General features: G+C 34.6%; 14 protein-coding genes. 9 read left to right on the top strand and 5 right to left on the bottom strand.

Annotation, left to right across the window (positions count from 1 at the left end; translation table 11 throughout):
* Positions 1-12: 12 nt before the first annotated feature.
* From QLQ96_RS04130 to panC, 5 genes are all read right to left on the bottom strand, one after another.
* A complete protein-coding gene (locus QLQ96_RS04130) occupies positions 13-1,977 on the bottom strand; it encodes a transglycosylase domain-containing protein (protein WP_482494919.1) in 1,965 nt (654 codons plus the stop codon).
* Between the two features lie 119 nt (positions 1,978-2,096).
* Positions 2,097-3,458, bottom strand: a complete 1,362-nt coding sequence (gene radA, locus QLQ96_RS04125) for a DNA repair protein RadA (protein WP_482494917.1) — start codon at positions 3,456-3,458, stop codon at positions 2,097-2,099.
* Complete coding sequence (locus QLQ96_RS04120; RefSeq protein ID WP_482494915.1) at positions 3,458-4,612, bottom strand: alpha/beta hydrolase; 1,155 nt, start codon at positions 4,610-4,612, stop codon at positions 3,458-3,460. The genes radA and QLQ96_RS04120 overlap by 1 nt, the downstream gene beginning before the upstream one ends.
* A 203-nt stretch (positions 4,613-4,815) precedes the next feature.
* Entirely contained in the window at positions 4,816-5,166 is a 351-nt protein-coding gene (gene panD, locus QLQ96_RS04115; RefSeq protein ID WP_482494913.1) for an aspartate 1-decarboxylase, read from the bottom strand.
* A gap of 14 nt (positions 5,167-5,180) precedes the next feature.
* Positions 5,181-6,029 (bottom strand): pantoate--beta-alanine ligase, encoded by an 849-nt coding sequence (gene panC / locus QLQ96_RS04110; RefSeq protein ID WP_482494911.1) that lies wholly within the window; start codon positions 6,027-6,029, stop codon positions 5,181-5,183.
* 106 nt (positions 6,030-6,135) lie between these two features.
* Here panC and QLQ96_RS04105 point away from each other — a divergent pair, with 106 nt between their 5' ends.
* The 9 genes from QLQ96_RS04105 to QLQ96_RS04065 all read left to right on the top strand — a co-directional run bounded on the left by QLQ96_RS04105 (position 6,136) and on the right by QLQ96_RS04065 (position 19,373).
* Positions 6,136-6,942: a glycogen/starch synthase gene (locus tag QLQ96_RS04105; protein ID WP_482494909.1), complete on the top strand. Its 807-nt coding sequence runs from the start codon at positions 6,136-6,138 to the stop codon at positions 6,940-6,942.
* Between the two features lie 21 nt (positions 6,943-6,963).
* The gene (gene bamH, locus QLQ96_RS04100; protein ID WP_482494907.1) at positions 6,964-8,622 is read left to right on the top strand and encodes a BamH family beta-barrel-assembly machinery protein; all 1,659 of its coding nucleotides are present in this window, start codon (positions 6,964-6,966) and stop codon (positions 8,620-8,622) included.
* Between the two features lie 9 nt (positions 8,623-8,631).
* Positions 8,632-10,482, top strand: coding sequence for a glutamine--fructose-6-phosphate transaminase (isomerizing) (gene glmS / locus QLQ96_RS04095; RefSeq protein ID WP_482494906.1), 1,851 nt, complete (start codon positions 8,632-8,634; stop codon positions 10,480-10,482).
* Between the two features lie 309 nt (positions 10,483-10,791).
* The gene (locus QLQ96_RS04090; protein WP_482494904.1) at positions 10,792-13,584 is read left to right on the top strand and encodes a TonB-dependent receptor; all 2,793 of its coding nucleotides are present in this window, start codon (positions 10,792-10,794) and stop codon (positions 13,582-13,584) included.
* 80 nt (positions 13,585-13,664) lie between these two features.
* Positions 13,665-15,236, top strand: a complete 1,572-nt coding sequence (locus QLQ96_RS04085) for a G-D-S-L family lipolytic protein (RefSeq protein ID WP_482494903.1) — start codon at positions 13,665-13,667, stop codon at positions 15,234-15,236.
* 235 nt (positions 15,237-15,471) lie between these two features.
* Entirely contained in the window at positions 15,472-16,983 is a 1,512-nt protein-coding gene (atpD, locus tag QLQ96_RS04080) for a F0F1 ATP synthase subunit beta (RefSeq protein ID WP_482494901.1), read from the top strand.
* A gap of 70 nt (positions 16,984-17,053) precedes the next feature.
* Positions 17,054-17,335: a FoF1 ATP synthase subunit delta/epsilon gene (locus QLQ96_RS04075; protein WP_482494899.1), complete on the top strand. Its 282-nt coding sequence runs from the start codon at positions 17,054-17,056 to the stop codon at positions 17,333-17,335.
* A 189-nt stretch (positions 17,336-17,524) separates the two neighbouring features.
* Positions 17,525-18,163, top strand: a complete 639-nt coding sequence (locus QLQ96_RS04070; RefSeq protein WP_482494898.1) for an NAD(P)H-binding protein — start codon at positions 17,525-17,527, stop codon at positions 18,161-18,163.
* A 73-nt stretch (positions 18,164-18,236) separates the two neighbouring features.
* The gene (locus QLQ96_RS04065; protein ID WP_482494896.1) at positions 18,237-19,373 is read left to right on the top strand and encodes an aminotransferase class I/II-fold pyridoxal phosphate-dependent enzyme; all 1,137 of its coding nucleotides are present in this window, start codon (positions 18,237-18,239) and stop codon (positions 19,371-19,373) included.
* Positions 19,374-19,438: the final 65 nt, after the last annotated feature.

Raw genomic sequence — 19,438 nt, 5'->3', positions numbered from 1 at the left:
TGTGGCAGAATATTATAAATCAAATTCATCATCAATAGCTAAAGAATCCTTTTTAACTAAAGTAGAATCCGGAGCTTTAATGCGAATTAATGAACGCGCATTTCCTGAAATGTAAACAGGCAATAATCCAATCGTATCTTCAGGAACCAAAAGTCCTCTTCTAAACATCAAATTCTTTAAGAACGTTTGGTTTTTTATGGCGTAATCTTTCAAATTACCTTGATCGTTAAACTGATACATGAATTTTCTTGGTTTCGGAATAATCGTCGCCAAGTATAAACATTCATCCACATTTAAAGCCGAAGGACTTTTTTGGAAATAAAAGTGACTCGCTTCGCCAATTCCGTATACGTTTGGCCCCCATTCTATAATGTTGAAATAAACTTCCAACATTCTTTCTTTGCTTACAATTCGGTTGTTTTCTAGAATGTAAACTAATAAGATTTCTTCGAGCTTTCGCGAAAGCGTTTTTTCACGAGTTAAAAAGACATTCTTAATCAACTGCATGCTGATGGTACTTGCGCCGCGAGAGAATTTTTTGGTTCTAATATTTTTTAGAATCGATTGTTTGAAAGCTTCGTTTATAAATCCGCGATGCGAAAAGAAAGATGGATCTTCTGTTGTTAAAACCGATTTTCTCAAATAAGGAGAAATTTGATCCAACGGAGTATAATTTGGGTTTCCTGTTCCAACTAAAACTGGTCGCTGTAATACATTTTGAATTATAGCGCGATAAACAAATTCGCCATTTAATTTATTTAAATCAGCTTCGCCATATTTGGTAATTCGTAAATCTTCTTTGTTTAATTTGCTGTCAAAAACAAGTGTGTTTGGTTTGTTTTTATTGAATTTGAAATCCAATTTATAGTCAAATTTTCCAGTTGCCTGCATTCCTTGAAAATGTGTAAATAATCCGTCTGGAAGCGAGACGATAAAATCTTGCGCATTCATTTTTGGAATATCCATTTTCAAAGTATAAATCGTGTCTTTCTCCGTATCGTAAGAAATGTAAGGACGAACTTTAATCTTGTTCAACTGCATTGTTGAAGAACTGTCAATAGAGATGAAACTATCTCCCAATAAAAAACGGTAATCAAAACGGGCATTTTTTATGACCACATCTTTGCTCGCGATTTTTGGGTGATTGATTGTAAGATTGGCGATCGAAGTATAACCGTCGATATGAAGTTCGCTTCCACTTTTGTCAATGTTTTGAACATTCAATCGAATAGAATCAAAACTTGCTTTTAAGTTGTAACGCTGATCCAAATACGGAACACGAATGGCGCCAGTATCTAGGTTGAAAAAACGAATGTCAGCTTTTTTATTTCTAGGATCAGCAAATCCTTTAATATTCCAACGCTGATCAAAATCTTTTGCTTGAACGTGAAGATTGGTTTCAAGTTGTTTGTTGTTTAAAACTAATTTGTCTACGTCAATAAAAGCTTCTTTCCCGTTGTCATTGATTTTGAATTGAAAGTTTTTCAAATCCATATCGGTCGGAACCAAATTCAATACTTTAGAAATAATTCTATAAGCAAAAGCAGCATATTTGCGTTTTTCGTTTGATTCGGTTTCTTCGCGATCTCTTCTTAGAAAAGCATCAAAATTTCGTTTTTTGCCTTTTTTAACTAATTGAATATAGCCGTTGTCAATTTTTAAAGTTCCAACCTGGACATCCCCAATTAATAAACTGCTTAAACTGATGCTGGTTTCTATGTTTTTAATTTTGCAAAGCGTATCAGCATTTATTGGCGCCAAAACAACATCTGTCAATTTTATGGTCGATAAGCCGTCAAATGTTGCCGATTTTACAGAAAAGTTACTTTGGTATTGCACTGCCATTTTGTGTGTAACTTTTGCAATGGCTTGTTTTAAAAGGGAGTCACGAAAATAGTAAAGTCCGATGCAAAGCAATATGATAACTATTCCTAGTATTTTTAGCGCTTTGTATATTTTTTGTTTTGGAAAATTCATAGAGTTAAGTTTTTTTTGCCACGAATTACACTAATTTCTCGAATTAAGCTTCGGGCGAATAAAATTCATTAAAAAATAAAAATTCGTGCAAATTTGTGTAATTCGTGGCTAAAATAAAATCAGCCAAATAGTATGCTTGCAACATCTTCAATTTTTGCTACAAGTTCAATCTTAATTCCAGTATTTTTTAAAGCAATCTTGTTGTATTTAGAAACAAAAATAGTATCAAAACCTAGTTTTTCAGCTTCTTGAATGCGTTGGTCTACACGATTCACAGGACGAATTTCGCCAGAAAGTCCAACTTCACCTGCAAAGCAGAATCCTTTTCCAACTGGAATATCTTCGTTTGAAGATAAAATTGCAGCAACAACCGCCAAGTCAATTGCAGGATCATCAACAGAAATTCCCCCAGTAACATTCAAGAACACGTCTTTTGCGCCTAAACGAAATCCAGCTCTTTTTTCTAAAACAGCCAAAATCATGTTTAGTCGTTTGGCATTGTATCCTGTCGTACTTCTTTGTGGAGTTCCGTAAACTGCGGTACTAACCAAAGATTGGATTTCAATCATCAACGGACGCATTCCTTCGAGAGTTGTGGCAATTGCCGTTCCTGAAAGCTCTTCGTCTTTATGCGAAATGAGGATTTCTGAAGGATTGCTAACTTCTCGTAATCCGCTGCCCAACATTTCGTAAATACCAAGTTCGGCTGTTGATCCGAAACGGTTTTTTAGCGAACGTAAAATTCGGTAAATATGATTTCTGTCGCCTTCAAACTGAAGAACAGTATCCACCATGTGTTCCAGAATTTTTGGACCAGCAATGTTTCCGTCTTTCGTAATATGACCAATCAAGATAACAGGAATATTACTTTCTTTAGCAAATTTGATCAATTCTGCTGTGGTTTCGCGAATCTGAGAAATACTTCCAGCGGTAGATTCAATATAATCCGTATGCAAAGTCTGAATAGAGTCAATAATGACCACTTCAGGCTGAATCGTTTCAATTTGTTTGAAAATATTTTGCGTTTTGGTTTCAGTAAGAATATAACAGTTGTCACTGTTTGGTGTAATTCTTTCTGCACGCATTTTTATTTGTTTCTGACTTTCCTCGCCCGAAACATACAATGTTTTATAAGGTAATTTTAGAGAAACTTGAAGTAAAAGTGTACTTTTTCCGATGCCGGGCTCGCCGCCCAAAAGAGTTAAAGATCCAGGAACAAGTCCGCCGCCTAAAACACGATTTAATTCGCTGTCAGTTGTGTCCATGCGAACTTCTTGAGCAGAATCAATTTCGTTAATTTTTAGAGGTCTTGGAGCTTTGCTTGTTGGAGCAGATTCGCTTTTCCAAGCAACCTTGTCTTGTTTTTGAATTATTTCTTCGGCAATCGTATTCCATTCTTTGCACGCGTTGCATTGCCCTTGCCATTTAGGATATTGGGTTCCGCAGTTTTGGCAGAAAAAGGAAGTTTTAACTTTTGACATTATTTACTTTTTTTAGCAAGTGTATTCATTTCGTCAATTTTCTCATACATCATGTCTTTGTTCAAATCGCCAATTGGCTCCATTTGCGAAGCGTTTTGGTATTTTTTTGAAGCATGTTTAGGATCGCCCATTTTTTCGTACATCAAACCTAATTCATATTCTCCTAACATAGCTTTTGGATAATTTACGTTTCCAATTTCAGCCATTTTTCCTAACTCATCGTAGGCGTTTCTTTTTAGAATAAGATTTTCCATTACTTTAAAATCGCTCATTCGAACAGGAATTTGAACTCCTAAAATTTCAGACATTGCAGCGTATTTTTTTTCTAAATATTCTGCATAACCTGTTTCAAGAACCGCAATTTTGTCGTTGTATTCGGCAGAATTTATAGGTCTGTATACTTCAAAAATATTGTACAATGCACTTGGTATAGAATGCAATACTTCTGTATAATGTGTTGCGCCTTTAAATACATCATATTTATAATTTACTAACGGATTATTAGCAATTTTAATATTACTGTTTAATTTATCTATTGGCTCTTTAATTTTTTTGATATCACCTTCTCCAGCAGAAAGATAATAGAATATTGGGCTTTTTATTTTAGCAAATTTCTCTGCAATACGCACTTCCATTTTTGGGGCAAGCTCCGGGCTTAAACAGATGTAAGCATTAAAAAGCGGAAATTCTTTATACAAATAAAAATTGGCAAAACTTGCTGTTATATCGTGACCTGCAATAAGTCTGAAAGGCGAGGTGCGGTATTTTTTTTCAATATATGGAATTAATTCAGCTCCGATAAATTCGAAAAATTTTGCTCCTTTTTCAAAAGGAAGCCCTTCATTCTGATCGATCGTTGAATCATCATAACGTTCTCCATCTTTATTTTGATGAATTCCGATGATAATCATTTCTGGAATATCATCCCAATAAGTCGCATAATTTACAGCTCCAGAAAAAGGATCAAATAAATAATCGCCATCCAATAAATAGAGAACTGGATATTTTTTGTCTTTGTTGGCTTCGTAAGAAGCTGGAAGTCCGATCGTAATTCTACGCTCTTCTCCTAGTTTTTCTGATTTAATGTTATCGAACGTTTTTTGGGCAAACGAAGAAAACGAAATTAATAAAAATAGTAGGTAAACTTTTTTCATGATTTGTGGCATTTCAGTAAATTAAAAAAGTATTGAAAATAGTGTAGCAATATACTATTTTATTTGCTTCTTTGTTAAGTAGCTTAAAATTTGAAGCAGAGTATTTTAGCGTCAAAATCTTTTTAGATTAAGACAAAAGAAGAACTTTTTGTGCAAAATCGGCTTTTGACAAAGTAGGTAAATTCGGTAAGAAAGAGAAAGTCTTAGGTTAAAGAATTGTCATTTTCATTCGGGAAAATAATCCATGGTTTGAAGGTTTTTGCTTCTTCAAAATCCAATGTAGCATAAGAAATGATAATGATGATGTCATCTTTTTGCACTTTTCTAGCTGCAGGACCATTTAAAGTAATTTGTCCTGAATTTTTTTCACCTTTAATAGCGTAAGTTTCAAAACGCTCGCCATTATTAATGTTAACAATAGATACTTTTTCGCCTTCAATAATGTTTGAAGCTTCTAGTAGAGTTTCATCAATAGTAATACTGCCAATATAATTTAAATCGGCTCCGGTTACTTTAACTCGATGAATTTTTGATTTTATAACTTGAATTTGCATGCTGCAAAGTTAGATTAATTAAATGAAATGGTGTCAATCAGTCTTATAGAATTAACAAATACCGCTATAAATGCACGATATTTTTTATCATTCTCTTTCTGATCGATAGATAAAAGTGTTGATTCGTCAGCAATAACAAAATACTCTAGTTCGAATTCTTTGTTGTCTTTGAAAGAATTTTCTACAAACTCGATTGTTTCTTGCGGACTTTGATTTTGGAAAATCTCTTTTGCCTCCGTCAAAGTTTTGTAAATAATTGAAGCGTCTTTTCTTTCTTCAGAAGTCAAGCGTTCATTTCGCGAACTCATGGCAAGCTCGTTTTCTTCTCTAAAAATTGGACAGCCAACAACATTTACAGGCAATCCTGTTTTTTCAACTAGTTTTTTAACAATTTGAAGTTGCTGAAAATCTTTTTCTCCAAAATAAGCATTTGTTGGAGTTACGATTTCAAAAAGTCGTTTCACAATTGTTCCAACACCATTAAAGTGACCAGGTCTGAATTTTCCTTCCATCTGGTTTTCTAATCCGTCAAAGTCAAAAGTCTGTGAAACGGTATTTCCTTCATAAATATCTTCGACAGAAGGGGCGTATAAAATGATTTTATCACTTAATGTACGCATTTTCTTAGTATCCTCTTCTAGTGTTCTAGGATATTTTGCTAAATCTTCAGCGTTGTTAAATTGAGTTGGATTGACAAAAATACTTACTACGGTATCATTGTTTTCTTTTAGCGAACGCTGCATTAAAGCCAAATGGCCTTGGTGTAAAGCCCCCATTGTTGGTACAAATCCGATAGTTGAATTTGCGGTTTTGATAGTTTTAAGATAGGCTATCAACGCTGCTTTACTGTAGAAAATATGCATTGAGGTATTATTAAAATTTATGCAAACATAATATATTAGTTATAAACTGCATAAAATTTTGTAATTTTGCGACGTTTTTATTACCAAAATTAAGTAAAATACTATTATGAAAGATAAGAGGATATTATATGTATCATCTGAAGTCGTGCCTTACTTGGCTGAAAATGAGGTTTCTTTAATGTCTTATGACGTTCCGAAAATGATTAATGACCAAGGCGGTCAGATAAGAATTTTCATGCCTAGATACGGAAATATAAATGAGAGAAGACATCAATTGCATGAAGTGATAAGACTTTCAGGGATGAATTTGGTAGTGAATGACTTAGATATGCCATTGATTATCAAAGTAGCATCGATTCCTAAAGAAAGAATTCAGGTTTATTTTATTGATAATGATGAATATTTCAAACGTAAAGCAACTTTTACAGATGAAGAAGGTGCTTTATATCCAGATAATGACGAAAGAGCAATTTTCTTTGCAAAAGGGGTTGTTGAGACTGTAAAAAAATTAAACTGGGTTCCAGATATTATACATGTTCACGGCTGGCTTGCTGCAATGCTTCCTATTTATATGAAGCATTATTATAAACATGAAGCATTGTTTTCTGAGACTAAAATCATTACTTCTGTTTACGGACAATCGTTTGATGAAAACTTAGATTTAGAAATGATAAATAAAGTTAAATTTGATGGTGTTCCTCATGATGCGGTGTCAGATTTAGAAGTGCCAAATTACGAGAATGTTTTAAAAGCTAGTATTTTACATTCTGATGGTGTGATTATTGCTTCAGAAAATGTTTCTCCAAGTTTAACAAAATTTATAGAATCTTCAGGAAAACCTTTTTTACCTTTCGCCGGGAAAGATGGATTTGCGGATGCTTATACAAATTTCTACAGAACATTTGGACTTTAAATTTTAATTTTATTATTAGACATGTATAGAACTTCTTTTATTAAGAAAACTCTTTTAGCTGTAATGGCTGTATTTTTATATTCTTGTGACAAAGATTTTAATGCGATTGGTGAAGGTTTGGTTGGTGATGATCATTTTGGTCTTGAATCTGAAAATTATGATGTTTTAGCATATAATCAAGAAGTTACTCCTATTCAGTCAAGTGGTATGACGCCAAATGCTCTTGGTATTTTTGAAAATCCACTTTTTGGAACTACAACTGCAAATTTTGTTACTCAGGTAGGACTTGTTATTTATTCTCCAACAATTGGAGAGTCTCCTGTAATTGAGAGTGCTGTGCTTACTATTCCGTACTTTGTTAAAAATAAAGTAACCGATGCAAATGGCGACAGTACTTATGAGTTAGATTCTATCTATGGAGGGAAAGGGATTAATTATAAATTAAAGCTTAGTGTTTATGAATCTGGAATGCAAATGAGAACCAGCTATTATAGCGGAGGGACTCAATTGCCACAATTTTATTATACAGATCAGAATCAGGACTTTTTTGCTATCGCAAATAAACAGTTGCTTAATAATTCAGAAACTACAGATAAATTAGGGAATAAGATAGAGAACGAACAATTCTACTTTGATGCGAGTGAAATCAGAAAAGATTCACTTGATGATAAAGGTGTAAAAATTAGTACTGAAAGAACAGCTCCTCAGATGGTTTTGCATCTTGATACTAAGTTTTTTCAAGATAAAATTTTAAATGCGGCAGCATCAAAGCTTTCTACTGAAGATCTTTTTCAAGAATATTTTAGAGGCTTGTATTTTGGTGTTGAAAAATCTGGATCTAATCCTAGTAATATGGCATTGTTGAATTTTGCCGAAGGAAAAATTACAATTAAATACAGGGCTAAAACAGCATTGACAACAGATGCTCCAGAAACTACGGAGGCTAAAAGTCTTGTTTTGAATTTGAAAGGAGTTGCTGCGGCCACAACAAGCACAGGAAATTTTCTTGATGACGTAAGAAATCCTGATTATTTAAGTGCCATAACTACTAATGTTAATAAAACAGAAGGGGACGAAAAGCTTTATTTAAAAGGGGGGCAAGGGTCTCTAGCAGTTGTAAAACTTTTTGACCCGACTGATGTATTGAGTTATAATTCTATTGGTGAGCCTGTAACTGGTGCTAATGGAGTTCCGGACCAATTGGATGAAATGAGAAGTAATGCTGTTGTTAAAGGATGGAAGGTTAATGAAGCTAATTTGGTGTTTAATATTGATGCTGAAAAAATGAAGGATACGCAAGAGCCAAACAGAGTTTATTTGTATGACTTGACAAATAATGTTGTTTTGGTTGATTATTCTACAGACGCTTCTTCAACTTATGGAGGGTTAATTACTGTTGGTTCTGATAAAAGAGGAAAAAGTTATAAAATTAGAATTACAGGCCATATTCGTAATCTGATAAAAGATGCGACGGCAAAAAATGTTGATTTAGGGCTGGTTGTTTCTCAAAACTCAGCAATGCTTGCTTTTAATGCGTTGAAGAATAAAAATGAGATTATATCTGCGGTGCCTAGAACATCAGTTATGAATCCTTTAGGTACAATTATTTATGGCGGAAAAGCTTCTGTTCCGGAAGATAAAAGATTGAAACTTGAGGTTTACTACACGAAACCAAATTAATAAATATATATGTGTGGAATTGTTGGATATATCGGTCACCGAGATGCCTATCCTATTGTAATAAAAGGATTAAAGCGTCTTGAGTACAGAGGATATGATAGCGCCGGCGTTATGTTGTATGACGAAGAGTCGGGCATTAAAGTTTGTAAAACAAAAGGTAAAGTTTCTGATCTTGAAGCTAAAGCCAATGAAGGTTTTACAATAAACGGAAATATTGGAATTGGGCACACGCGTTGGGCAACACACGGGGTTCCAAATGACGTGAATTCGCATCCTCATCTTTCTAATTCTGGAGATTTAGCAATAATCCATAACGGAATTATTGAGAATTATGCGCCTTTGAAAGAAGAGCTTATCAAAAGAGGTTACACTTTTAAATCGGATACAGATACTGAGGTTTTAGTTAATTTAATAGAAGAAGTTCAAAAGAAAGAAAATCTTAAATTAGGTAAAGCCGTTCAGGTTGCATTAAACCAAGTTGTTGGTGCGTATGCGATCGCTGTTTTTGACAGAAAAAATCCAAACGAAATTGTAGCGGCGAGATTAGGAAGTCCGTTAGCAATTGGAGTTGGAGAAGGTGAATATTTTATTGCTTCTGATGCTTCTCCATTTATTGAGTACACTTCTAATGCAGTTTATTTAGAAGATGGCGAGATGGCAAATATCAGATTGCATAAGTCAATCAAAATTAGAAAAATTAAAGATGACTCTTTAGTAGATCCTTATATTCAAGAACTTCAAATGAATTTGGAGCAGATTGAAAAAGGAGGGTATGATCATTTCATGCTTAAAGAAATCTACGAACAGCCAAGTGTAATTAAAGATACTTACAGAGGAAGACTTCATGCGAATGAAGGAATTGTTCAGATGGCTGGTGTTGAAGATAATCTGGAGAAATTCTTAAATGCAAAAAGAATTCTAATTATTGCTTGTGGAACTTCTTGGCACGCAGGTTTAGTAGCAGAATATATCTTTGAGGAATTTACCCGTATTCCTGTAGAGGTAGAATATGCTTCTGAGTTTAGATACAGAAATCCAATTATCAATAAAGATGATGTAGTTATCGCTATTTCGCAATCTGGTGAAACTGCAGATACAATGGCGGCTATTAAATTGGCCAAAGAAAACGGAGCTTTTGTGTTTGGAGTTTGTAACGTAGTTGGTTCTTCTATTTCTAGAGAAAGCCATGCAGGTGCTTACACACACGCAGGACCTGAAATTGGGGTAGCTTCTACAAAAGCATTTACTACTCAAATTACAGTTTTAACGATGATTGCTTTACGTTTAGGAAAAGCAAAAGGAACGTTATCAAATACAGATTTCCATACTTACCTTCAAGAATTAGAAATTATTCCTGAGAAAGTGGCTGAAGCATTAGAAACTGATGCTAGAGCTAAAGAAATTGCTGCTGCTTTTAAAGATGCGCCAAACTGTCTTTATTTAGGTAGAGGATACAATTTCCCTGTTGCTTTAGAAGGGGCATTGAAATTAAAAGAGATTTCATATATTCATGCTGAAGGTTATCCTGCAGCAGAAATGAAGCATGGTCCGATTGCTTTAATTGACGAATTTATGCCGGTTATTGTTATTGCTCCTAAACAAGGGCATTATGACAAAATTGTAAGTAATATTCAGGAAATTAAATCAAGAAGCGGTAAAATTATTGCTGTAGTTACAAAAGGAGATATTCAAGTTCGTGAATTGGCAGATTATGTAATTGAAATTCCAGAAACTTCAGATGCATTGTCGCCATTGGTTACAACAATTCCTTTGCAATTACTTTCTTACTACATTGCTGTAATGAGAGGTTGTAATGTAGATCAACCACGTAACTTAGCAAAATCGGTTACGGTAGAATAGTTTATTTTTTCGAAATATAAATATGTTAAAAAAGCGAGATTTACGTCTCGCTTTTTTTTATTGCCAATAATTTTTTTACAGATATGTATTTTTATGAAATTTTCAATTTTTTGACGATAATTTATATGTACGCATAGTATTTTGATTTTTCTTCTCGTTTTCTTTGTTTTTATTTTAATAAATTGAATTATTAAATAGTTAAAATATTGTAAAAAATGATGATAAATATTAATTTTATTTAACGTTTTTTTATACATATTAAAATATTTCTTATTTTGGCTATATATACTAACGAAAAACTAACCCAAAATGAGAGTCTACTTGCTAATTATGTTGCTATTCAGCGGAATGTCTTTTGCGCAGAATACAATTACAGGTTCGGTTACAGATGGTAACAAGCAATCTATTCCTGGTGCCAATGTTGTTGTTGTTGGAGAAAACACTGGATCTTCTACTGATTTCGACGGATCGTTTAAATTGACTACGAATTCCAAGCCGCCTTTTTCTATTAAGGTTTCTGCTGTAGGATTTGAATCAAAAACGATAAATGTAACAGCAGCGAATCAAAAAGTAAATGTGATTTTAAAAGATGAAGAAACTAAACTGGATGAAATTGTAGTTTCTGCTTCGAGAACTCCAGAACGCGTAATTGAGTCTCCAGTTACAATTGAGCGTATGGGGATTCAGGAAATTAAAAATACAACTGCCGCAACTTTTTATGATGGTTTGGAAAATTTGAAAGAGGTAAACTTCAATACGAGCAGTATCTCTTTCAAGTCTATAAATACTCGTGGTTTTGCAACGGTAGCTAATACTCGTTTCATGCAGTTAGTCGATGGAATGGATAATTCTTCTCCTGCCTTGAATTTTGTCTTAGGAAATCTTATTGGGGTATCGGATATTGACGTGGCTAGTGTTGAGTTGTTGCCAGGTGCTTCTTCTGCATTATATGGTGCAAATGCTTTTAACGGGATTATGTTTATGACTAGTAAAAGTCCTTTTACTAATGAAGGAATTAGCGTTTATTATAAATACGGACAAACAAGTCAGGATGCAGCTGGTACAAATGATTATAATGATTTTGGAATTAGAGCAGCGAAAGCTTTTACAAAACATTTTGCAATGAAAGCTAATTTTACTTACATGGAAGCAAGTGAGTGGATTGCTTCTGATAAAAGAAGTATGACTAGTGGAGGTGAAAGTCACGCGGTAAATCAAAATTATGATGGGTTGAATATTTATGGAGACGAGGTAACGACTTTTATTCCTAATGTTGGACAAGTTAGTAGAACGGGTTATCGTGAGCAAGACTTAACAGATAACAAAGTTAAAAGTATGAAAGCAGATTTCAGCGCGCATATTAAACCTTGGGCCGATGACACTGAATTTATTTTGCAATATAAAATAGGAACAGGAAGTACAATTTATCAGGGAGCAAATAGATATGCTTTGAAAGATTTCTTAATGCAGCAAGGTAAATTTGAAGTGAAAAGCAAGAACTTTTTCGCAAGAGTTTATTTTACAAGTGAAGATGCTGGAGATTCTTACGACATGAGATTTGCTGCGTGGAATGTTAACAGAGCAGCAAAATCAGATCAAGAATGGTTTACGAATTATGCTACAGCTTATCAGTATGCAGGGGCAGTTATGGGGACAAATGCAAATGAGTCTGCTTCAATTGCAAGAAATTTTGCTGATTATAATGTGTTGCCTGCGGCGATTTCATTCATTCCAAAACCGACAGGTTCTGCAAGATTTGAACCAGGAAGCGCGCAATTTAACAGTGCCTTAGCAACTGTAGTGGCAAATCCGGATTTGACTCAAGGAGCTAAATTTATTGATCACTCAAAATTATATCACTCAGATGTGAATTATAATTTTAGAGATGTTATTAAATGGGCAGAAGTTCAAGTTGGAGGCTCATGGAGAAAATATGTTATGAATTCTGAAGGAACAATCTTCACAGATTATGATGGGCCAATTGAATATAAAGAGTATGGTGCTTATGCTCAATTGCAGAAAAAATTCTTAGATGACAGATTAAAATTTACAGGATCATTGCGTTATGATAAAAGCCAGAATTTTGATGGAAATGTTTCGCCAAGAATTTCATTTGTTTATTCTGCGGGAGCATCAAAAAATCATAATTTCAGATTGTCTTATCAAACAGGTTTCCGTAACCCAACTACACAAGATCAATATATTGGTTTAGATTTAGGGCCTTTTGCTTTAATTGGTTCCGCTCCAGAAAATTTAGATCGTTTTCAAGAAACAGTAAATGTAAGTGCGGCAGGTCAGGCAATAGCGGGGCAGCCAGCAACTATCAATATGTCAGGTCAAAATGCTTATCATAATGCTTATACTGTAGCTTCAGTTCAAGCTTTTGCTGCTTCAGCTAATCCTGGTGATCTTCAAATAGCTGATATTGGTTTGGTAAAGCCAGAGCAAGTTCAGGCTTTTGAGGCGGGATATCGTACCGTAATTCAAAATGACTTATCAGTAGATTTGAATGTTTATTATAATATTTATAATGATTTTATGAATACTGCAAGAGTTATTTCTCCTTACTACGGAACAGTTGGAACAGATGCAACAAACCCTGCAGTACAGCAGACGTATCAAGCTCTTGCGTTTGGTGATAGAAGAGTGTATCAGGTTTATACGAATACAACTGCTCAGATATCATCTTTTGGTTTTGGAGCAGGATTGTCTAAAAAAGTATATAAGGATTTCGAAGTTGGTGTAAATTATAATTATGCTCAATTTAATTTCGATCAGCAGGATGATCCAGATTTCGTTGCTGGTTTTAATACCCCAAAACATAGAATTAAAGCTTCTTTAGGGAATGCAAAAGTGATTAAAAATTTAGGTTTTAATGTAAACGTAAGATGGAATTCTGAGTACTTATGGGAGTCTTCTTTCGGAGATGGTATGATTCCAGAAAATACTGTTCTAGATGCTCAAGTAAATTATGCGATTCCAAAATGGAAATCGGTTGTTAAAGTTGGCGCAACAAATCTTTTCGGAAAAGATTATCTTCAGGTTATTGGAGCAGGTATGATTGGTCAAATGTGGTTTGCATCATGGACAATCAATCCGTAATAATTATTTATGTAGAATTGATATAGCTTCTCTGAAGTTATTTGTGAAAGTGAAGAGGTGATAATTTAAAAGTACTAATTATGAAAAAAAATATAAAAATGCTGTTATTGGTTTCTTTATCCTTTATGGCAGCTTGTAATAATGATGATAATAATGCTCCTATAGAAGTTCCAGTGGTTCCAGGTTCTGCGGTTTTTACAAAATATATAGCGCTTGGTGATTCTTTTGCGGCAGGTTATAGCGATAATGCTTTGTTTAAGAAAGGGCAAGAGAATTCATATCCAAATATTTTGGCGCAGCAATTTGTGGCTGCAGGAGGAGGAGCTTTTACGCAACCGCTTATGAATGATAATATTGGGGGTTTGCTTTTGGGAGGAAATGTAATAGCAGGAACTCGTTTGTATTTTGTTGGAGAAACTCAGACTCCGACAAATGTGGTAGGGAAACCAACTACAGAAGTTACGGCTCATCTTACGGGAACATTTAATAATTTAGGAGTTCCTGGTGCTAAAAGTTACCATTTATTAGCGGCTGGTTATGGTAATGTTGCTGGCGTGGCTGCCGGTTTGGCAAATCCATATTATGCAAGATTTTCAAGTACAGCTACAGCTACGGTTTTAGGTGATGCTGTTTCGCAAGATCCAACTTTCTTTTCTTTGTTCATTGGTGGTAATGATGTTTTGGCGTATGCGACTTCTGGAGGAACAGGAAAAGATCAAACAGGAAATCCTAATCCGGCTGCTTATGGATCAAATGATATTACAGATCCAGCGGTATTTGCTAGTGTGTATAGTAATTTGGCTACTGCTCTAACGGCAAAAGGAGCAAAAGGTGTCGTAGCAAATTTGCCATACATTACTACTTTGCCTCACTTTACCACAGTTCCTTATAATCCGCTTACGGCTAAAGTAATAGGGAAAAATAATGAAGCTGTAGGTGTGGCTTCAATAAAAGCGCTTAATGCGCAATTATATGGTCCGCTAAAACAAGCCTTGACGGCTTTTAATGCAGGAGACAGAATTAATTTGCTTTCTGAAACTGGCGCAAGCCCTTTATTAATAAAAGATGAAAGTTTAACAGATTTGAGAGTGCAACTAACAGCGGCATTTACTCCAACATTAGGAGCGCAGAACGCGGCTTTTTATGGTGCGGTTTTCGGACAAGCGAGACAAGCTAAAGCTACAGATTTAGTTGTATTGACAACTAGACCTGATATTGGTACTGCGCCGACAGCTGCTAATTCTGGAATTGGTATTGCTCCTCCAGCTCCATTAAATGCATTCGGAATATCTTATCCTTTGCAAGATAAGCATGTGTTGATTCCGACCGAAATTGCAGAGATTAAAAAAGCTACAGATGCTTATAACGTAACAATCGAAGCTGTCGCAAAAGAAAAAGGTCTTGCGTTTGTGGATACAAGAGCAACGATGACGCAATTAGCTAATGGAGGAATTAGATTTGGAAATTTCACAATGAGTTCTTCTTTTGCAACCGGTGGGGCTTTTTCTCTAGATGGTGTGCATCCAAGTGCAAGAGGTTATGGCTTAATTGCAAATATCTTTATTGATGCTATCAATGCACAATATGGTTCGACACTACGTCATGTTGATTTAGGGATTTATCCAATTCAATATCCGTCAACGCTTCCATAATATTGTGAGATAAAATATTAAAAAACCGCTCATTTTTAACAATGAAGCGGTTTTTTATTTTGGTAAAAAAAATGCTGTTTTTGTTATTTTTTAGACAAGTTTTATGAATCAAACAAAATCATGCTATTTTTTATGAAAAAAAAATTGATTTTATATTTTAAAAAATTATCTTTGCGCTCTGAAAAAAGAGGTATTTTCGATAAACCTAAATAGCTATTTAATAAATACATAAGTAATGTCAAAAGTAATAGGAAAAGTTGCTCAAATCATTGGACCAGTAGTAGACGTAGTTTTCAACGGTAAAGATGTTGAACTTCCAAAAATTTATGATTCACTAGAAATCACTAAAAAAGACGGAACTATTTTAGTTCTAGAAGTACAATCTCATATTGGAGAAAACACTGTTCGTACCATTTCTATGGATTCAACAGACGGTTTAAGTAGAGGATATGAAGTAGTTGGAACTGGAAATCCAATCCAAATGCCAATCGGTCCAGATGTATATGGAAGATTATTTAATGTTGTTGGAGATGCCATTGATGGTTTAGGCGAATTGCCAAAAACTGGAGAGAACGGTCTGCCAATTCACAGACCTGCTCCAAGATTTGATGAATTGTCAACTTCATCTGAAGTTTTATTTACAGGTATCAAAGTAATCGATTTGATCGAGCCTTACGCAAAAGGAGGTAAAATTGGATTGTTTGGTGGTGCTGGTGTTGGTAAAACAGTATTGATTCAGGAGTTGATCAATAATATTGCAAAAGGTCACGGTGGACTTTCAGTATTCGCTGGAGTAGGTGAAAGAACACGTGAAGGAAATGACTTACTTCGTGAGATGTTAGAGTCAGGAATTATTAAATACGGTGATGATTTCATGCACTCTATGGAAAATGGAGGATGGGATTTATCTAAAGTAGATATGCCAGGAATGAGAGAGTCTAAAGCTACTTTCGTTTTCGGACAAATGAATGAGCCACCTGGAGCTCGTGCACGTGTGGCACTTTCAGGATTATCTATCGCTGAGTATTTCCGTGATGGAGCTGGATCTGATCAAGGTAAAGATGTATTGTTCTTCGTTGATAATATCTTCCGTTTTACTCAAGCAGGTTCTGAGGTATCGGCACTTTTAGGTCGTATGCCATCTGCAGTAGGTTACCAACCAACTTTGGCAACAGAGATGGGTGCTATGCAAGAGCGTATTACATCTACAAACAAAGGATCTATTACATCTGTACAAGCGGTTTACGTTCCTGCGGATGACTTAACTGACCCGGCGCCGGCTACAACTTTCGCGCACTTAGATGCAACAACTGTATTGTCTCGTAAAATTGCTGAGTTAGGTATCTACCCTGCGGTTGACCCGTTAGATTCTACTTCTAGAATCTTAACTCCGCAAATTTTAGGAAATGAGCACTACGACTGTGCACAAAGAGTAAAAGAAATTCTTCAAAAATACAAACAACTTCAAGATATCATCGCGATTCTTGGTATGGAAGAGTTATCTGAAGAAGATAAACTTGCAGTATCAAGAGCACGTCGTGTACAACGTTTCTTGTCTCAGCCATTCCACGTAGCAGAGCAATTTACAGGTATCCCAGGTGTATTAGTTGATATTAAAGATACTATCAAAGGATTTAACATGATCATCGATGGTGAGTTAGATCACCTTCCAGAAGCTGCTTTCAACTTGAAAGGTTCTATTCAAGATGCAATCGAGGCTGGAGAGAAAATGTTGGCTGAAGCATAATCTAGTTTTCAGTATTCTGTCGCAGTATGCAGTACTGAGACTGTAAACTGAGACTGTAAACTAAAAAAATATGATTTTAGAAATAGTATCACCAGAAGCGAAATTATTTTCAGGAGAGGTAACATCTGTTACATTGCCAGGAGTTAATGGAAGCTTTCAGATTTTGAATCATCACGCGCCAATTGTTTCTATTTTAGAAGAAGGAACAATTAAAATTGTAGCTTCAAGCTTCAATTTTTCTAAAGAGGTTGCTGATAAATTTACGAGAGTGAATGACCAAACTTATACTTTAGGGATTAAGTCAGGAACAATCGAAATGAAAAACAATAAGATAATTGTATTAGTTGACTAAGACAATTTCAAAATAAGCTTAAAGCCAGACAGTTTTGTCTGGCTTTTTTTATTTTCTTATTTTTGAACTATCAAAATCTCTTTATAAAATATTTGATCAATTGTAAAAACTCAGTAAGTTTTTGCGCTTTTGCTTCATCTTGCATGATGGAGTATAACTTATTTATGTCAAATTTTATAAAGAGTGTATATGAAAAATATATCAAAAGTTGCCGTTCTAGGCGGTGGCGGAAGAACTGGAAAATATCTTGTAAACCAGTTATTAGAAAATGGATTTAGTGTAAAACTTCTACTAAGAAATCCAGACAATTTTATTATTCAAAATTCAAAAATTGAAATCATTAAAGGCGATGCTATTGATGAAGAATCGATAAACTTATTACTCAAAGATTGTCAAGCAGTTTTAAGTACTATTGGTCAACGTCCGGGAGAGCCTTTGGTTGCAAGTCAGACAACAAAGAACGTTTTGAGTGCCATGAATAATTATGGAATTCGGAGATATGTTTTGTTGGTCGGATTAAATGTTGATACTCCTTTCGATAAAAAAAGTCCAAAAACAACGATGGCAACCGAGTGGATGAAAACTAATTTTCCTGAAATTCAGAAAGACCGACAATTTACGTATAATCTGTTGGTTGAAAGCAAAGTAGATTGGACGCAAGTTCGAGTTCCGTTAATTGTTTTTTCCGACGATAGTTCTGAGATCTCTGTTGATCTTGAAGATTGTTTGGGAGACAAAATTACAGCATTGGATATTTCGAAGTTTTTAGTAAAAGAGATGGTCGAATCAAATTACAGTAGGGAATCACCTTTTATTAGTGTGGTTTAAATTTAGAAAGACAGCGGGTTCTAGCAACTCGCTGTTTGTTTTATTCTAAAATGAATTGCCTAACTTTGTTTTTATGGAATTGCCAGAAAACCTTAATCTCAAAATTGAAAATTGTAAACAGGACGGTCTGTTTAGAAAATTACCTGCGTTCAATAATCTAATCGATTTCTCTTCTAACGATTACATAGGATTTTCTAAATCAGAAACTATTTACAAGCATACTCATGCTTATTTGTTAGAAAATGAGATTTTTCAAAATGGATCTACAGGTTCAAGATTGATTTCAGGAAACCACTCTCTTTATCAAATTGCAGAAAGTTTTATAGCAGAATTTCATGAGGAAGAAGCGGCTTTAATTTTCAATTCGGGCTACGATGCCAATTTTGGTTTTTTTAGCGCTATACCGCAAGAAAATGATGTTGTTTTGTATGATGAATTATGTCATGCTTCAATAAAAGATGGAATTGCCATGTCTAAAGCCAAATCATACCGTTTTATCCATAATGATTTTGAAGATTTGGAGCAGTATATTCTTAAATTTTCAGATGCCACAATTTACATTGTGACTGAAACAGTTTTTTCTATGGATGGAGATTGCCCAAATTTGGAGGAGTTGATACAGCTTTCTGAAAAATACAATTGCTATTTGATTGTTGATGAAGCTCATGCTTTGGGAGTCTTCGGAGAAAAAGGCGAAGGTTTGACTCAATATCTGCAATTGCACAATAAATTTTTTGCTCGAATTGTAACTTTTGGAAAAGGTTTAGGATGTCAAGGGGCGGCAATTTTAGGAAGCATTGCCCTTAGAGAATGCCTAATCAATTTTGCCAGAAGTTTTATTTATACAACAGCTTTATCGCCTCATGCTGTTGCAACAATTTTTATGGCATATCAGCAGCTGGAAAATGAAAAAGAAGCCATTGAAAGGCTTCGTCAGAATATCGTGTTTTTCAATCAGCAAAAGAATTTACTGGGATTAAAACCTATGTTTGTCCATAGTAAATCTCCCATACATTCAGCCATTGTTCCTGGAAATGAAAATGTAAAAGAGTTGTTGGAGAAACTACAAAACAAAGGATTTGATGTGCAGGCTATTCTTTCTCCAATTGTTCCAGAAGGTCAAGAACGTCTTCGTTTTTGTCTTCATAGTTACAATTCAAAAGAAGAAATTAATGAAGTTCTAGAATTGGTTAGAGATTTTATTTTCTAATTATAAAAAGATTTTACGTTGCTTTAGAAAAGAATAAAAACAAGAAACCCATCTCAAAAAGATGG

Source organism: Flavobacterium sp. B167r (genome assembly GCF_056824315.1).
The sequence above is the reverse complement of the archived record's forward strand: the minus strand, read 5'-3'. Positions and strand labels throughout refer to the sequence as shown.

Excerpts from the sequence above, each read along its gene's own strand:
- QLQ96_RS04130 (WP_482494919.1), bottom strand. The coding sequence starts at position 1,977 with ATGAATTTTCCAAAACAAAAAATATACAAAGCGCTAAAAATACTAGGA.
- radA (WP_482494917.1), bottom strand. The coding sequence starts at position 3,458 with ATGTCAAAAGTTAAAACTTCCTTTTTCTGCCAAAACTGCGGAACCCAA.
- QLQ96_RS04120 (WP_482494915.1), bottom strand. The coding sequence starts at position 4,612 with ATGAAAAAAGTTTACCTACTATTTTTATTAATTTCGTTTTCTTCGTTT.
- panD (WP_482494913.1), bottom strand. The coding sequence starts at position 5,166 with ATGCAAATTCAAGTTATAAAATCAAAAATTCATCGAGTTAAAGTAACC.
- panC (WP_482494911.1), bottom strand. The coding sequence starts at position 6,029 with ATGCATATTTTCTACAGTAAAGCAGCGTTGATAGCCTATCTTAAAACT.
- QLQ96_RS04105 (WP_482494909.1), top strand. The coding sequence starts at position 6,136 with ATGAAAGATAAGAGGATATTATATGTATCATCTGAAGTCGTGCCTTAC.
- bamH (WP_482494907.1), top strand. The coding sequence starts at position 6,964 with ATGTATAGAACTTCTTTTATTAAGAAAACTCTTTTAGCTGTAATGGCT.
- glmS (WP_482494906.1), top strand. The coding sequence starts at position 8,632 with ATGTGTGGAATTGTTGGATATATCGGTCACCGAGATGCCTATCCTATT.
- QLQ96_RS04090 (WP_482494904.1), top strand. The coding sequence starts at position 10,792 with ATGAGAGTCTACTTGCTAATTATGTTGCTATTCAGCGGAATGTCTTTT.
- QLQ96_RS04085 (WP_482494903.1), top strand. The coding sequence starts at position 13,665 with ATGAAAAAAAATATAAAAATGCTGTTATTGGTTTCTTTATCCTTTATG.
- atpD (WP_482494901.1), top strand. The coding sequence starts at position 15,472 with ATGTCAAAAGTAATAGGAAAAGTTGCTCAAATCATTGGACCAGTAGTA.
- QLQ96_RS04075 (WP_482494899.1), top strand. The coding sequence starts at position 17,054 with ATGATTTTAGAAATAGTATCACCAGAAGCGAAATTATTTTCAGGAGAG.
- QLQ96_RS04070 (WP_482494898.1), top strand. The coding sequence starts at position 17,525 with ATGAAAAATATATCAAAAGTTGCCGTTCTAGGCGGTGGCGGAAGAACT.
- QLQ96_RS04065 (WP_482494896.1), top strand. The coding sequence starts at position 18,237 with ATGGAATTGCCAGAAAACCTTAATCTCAAAATTGAAAATTGTAAACAG.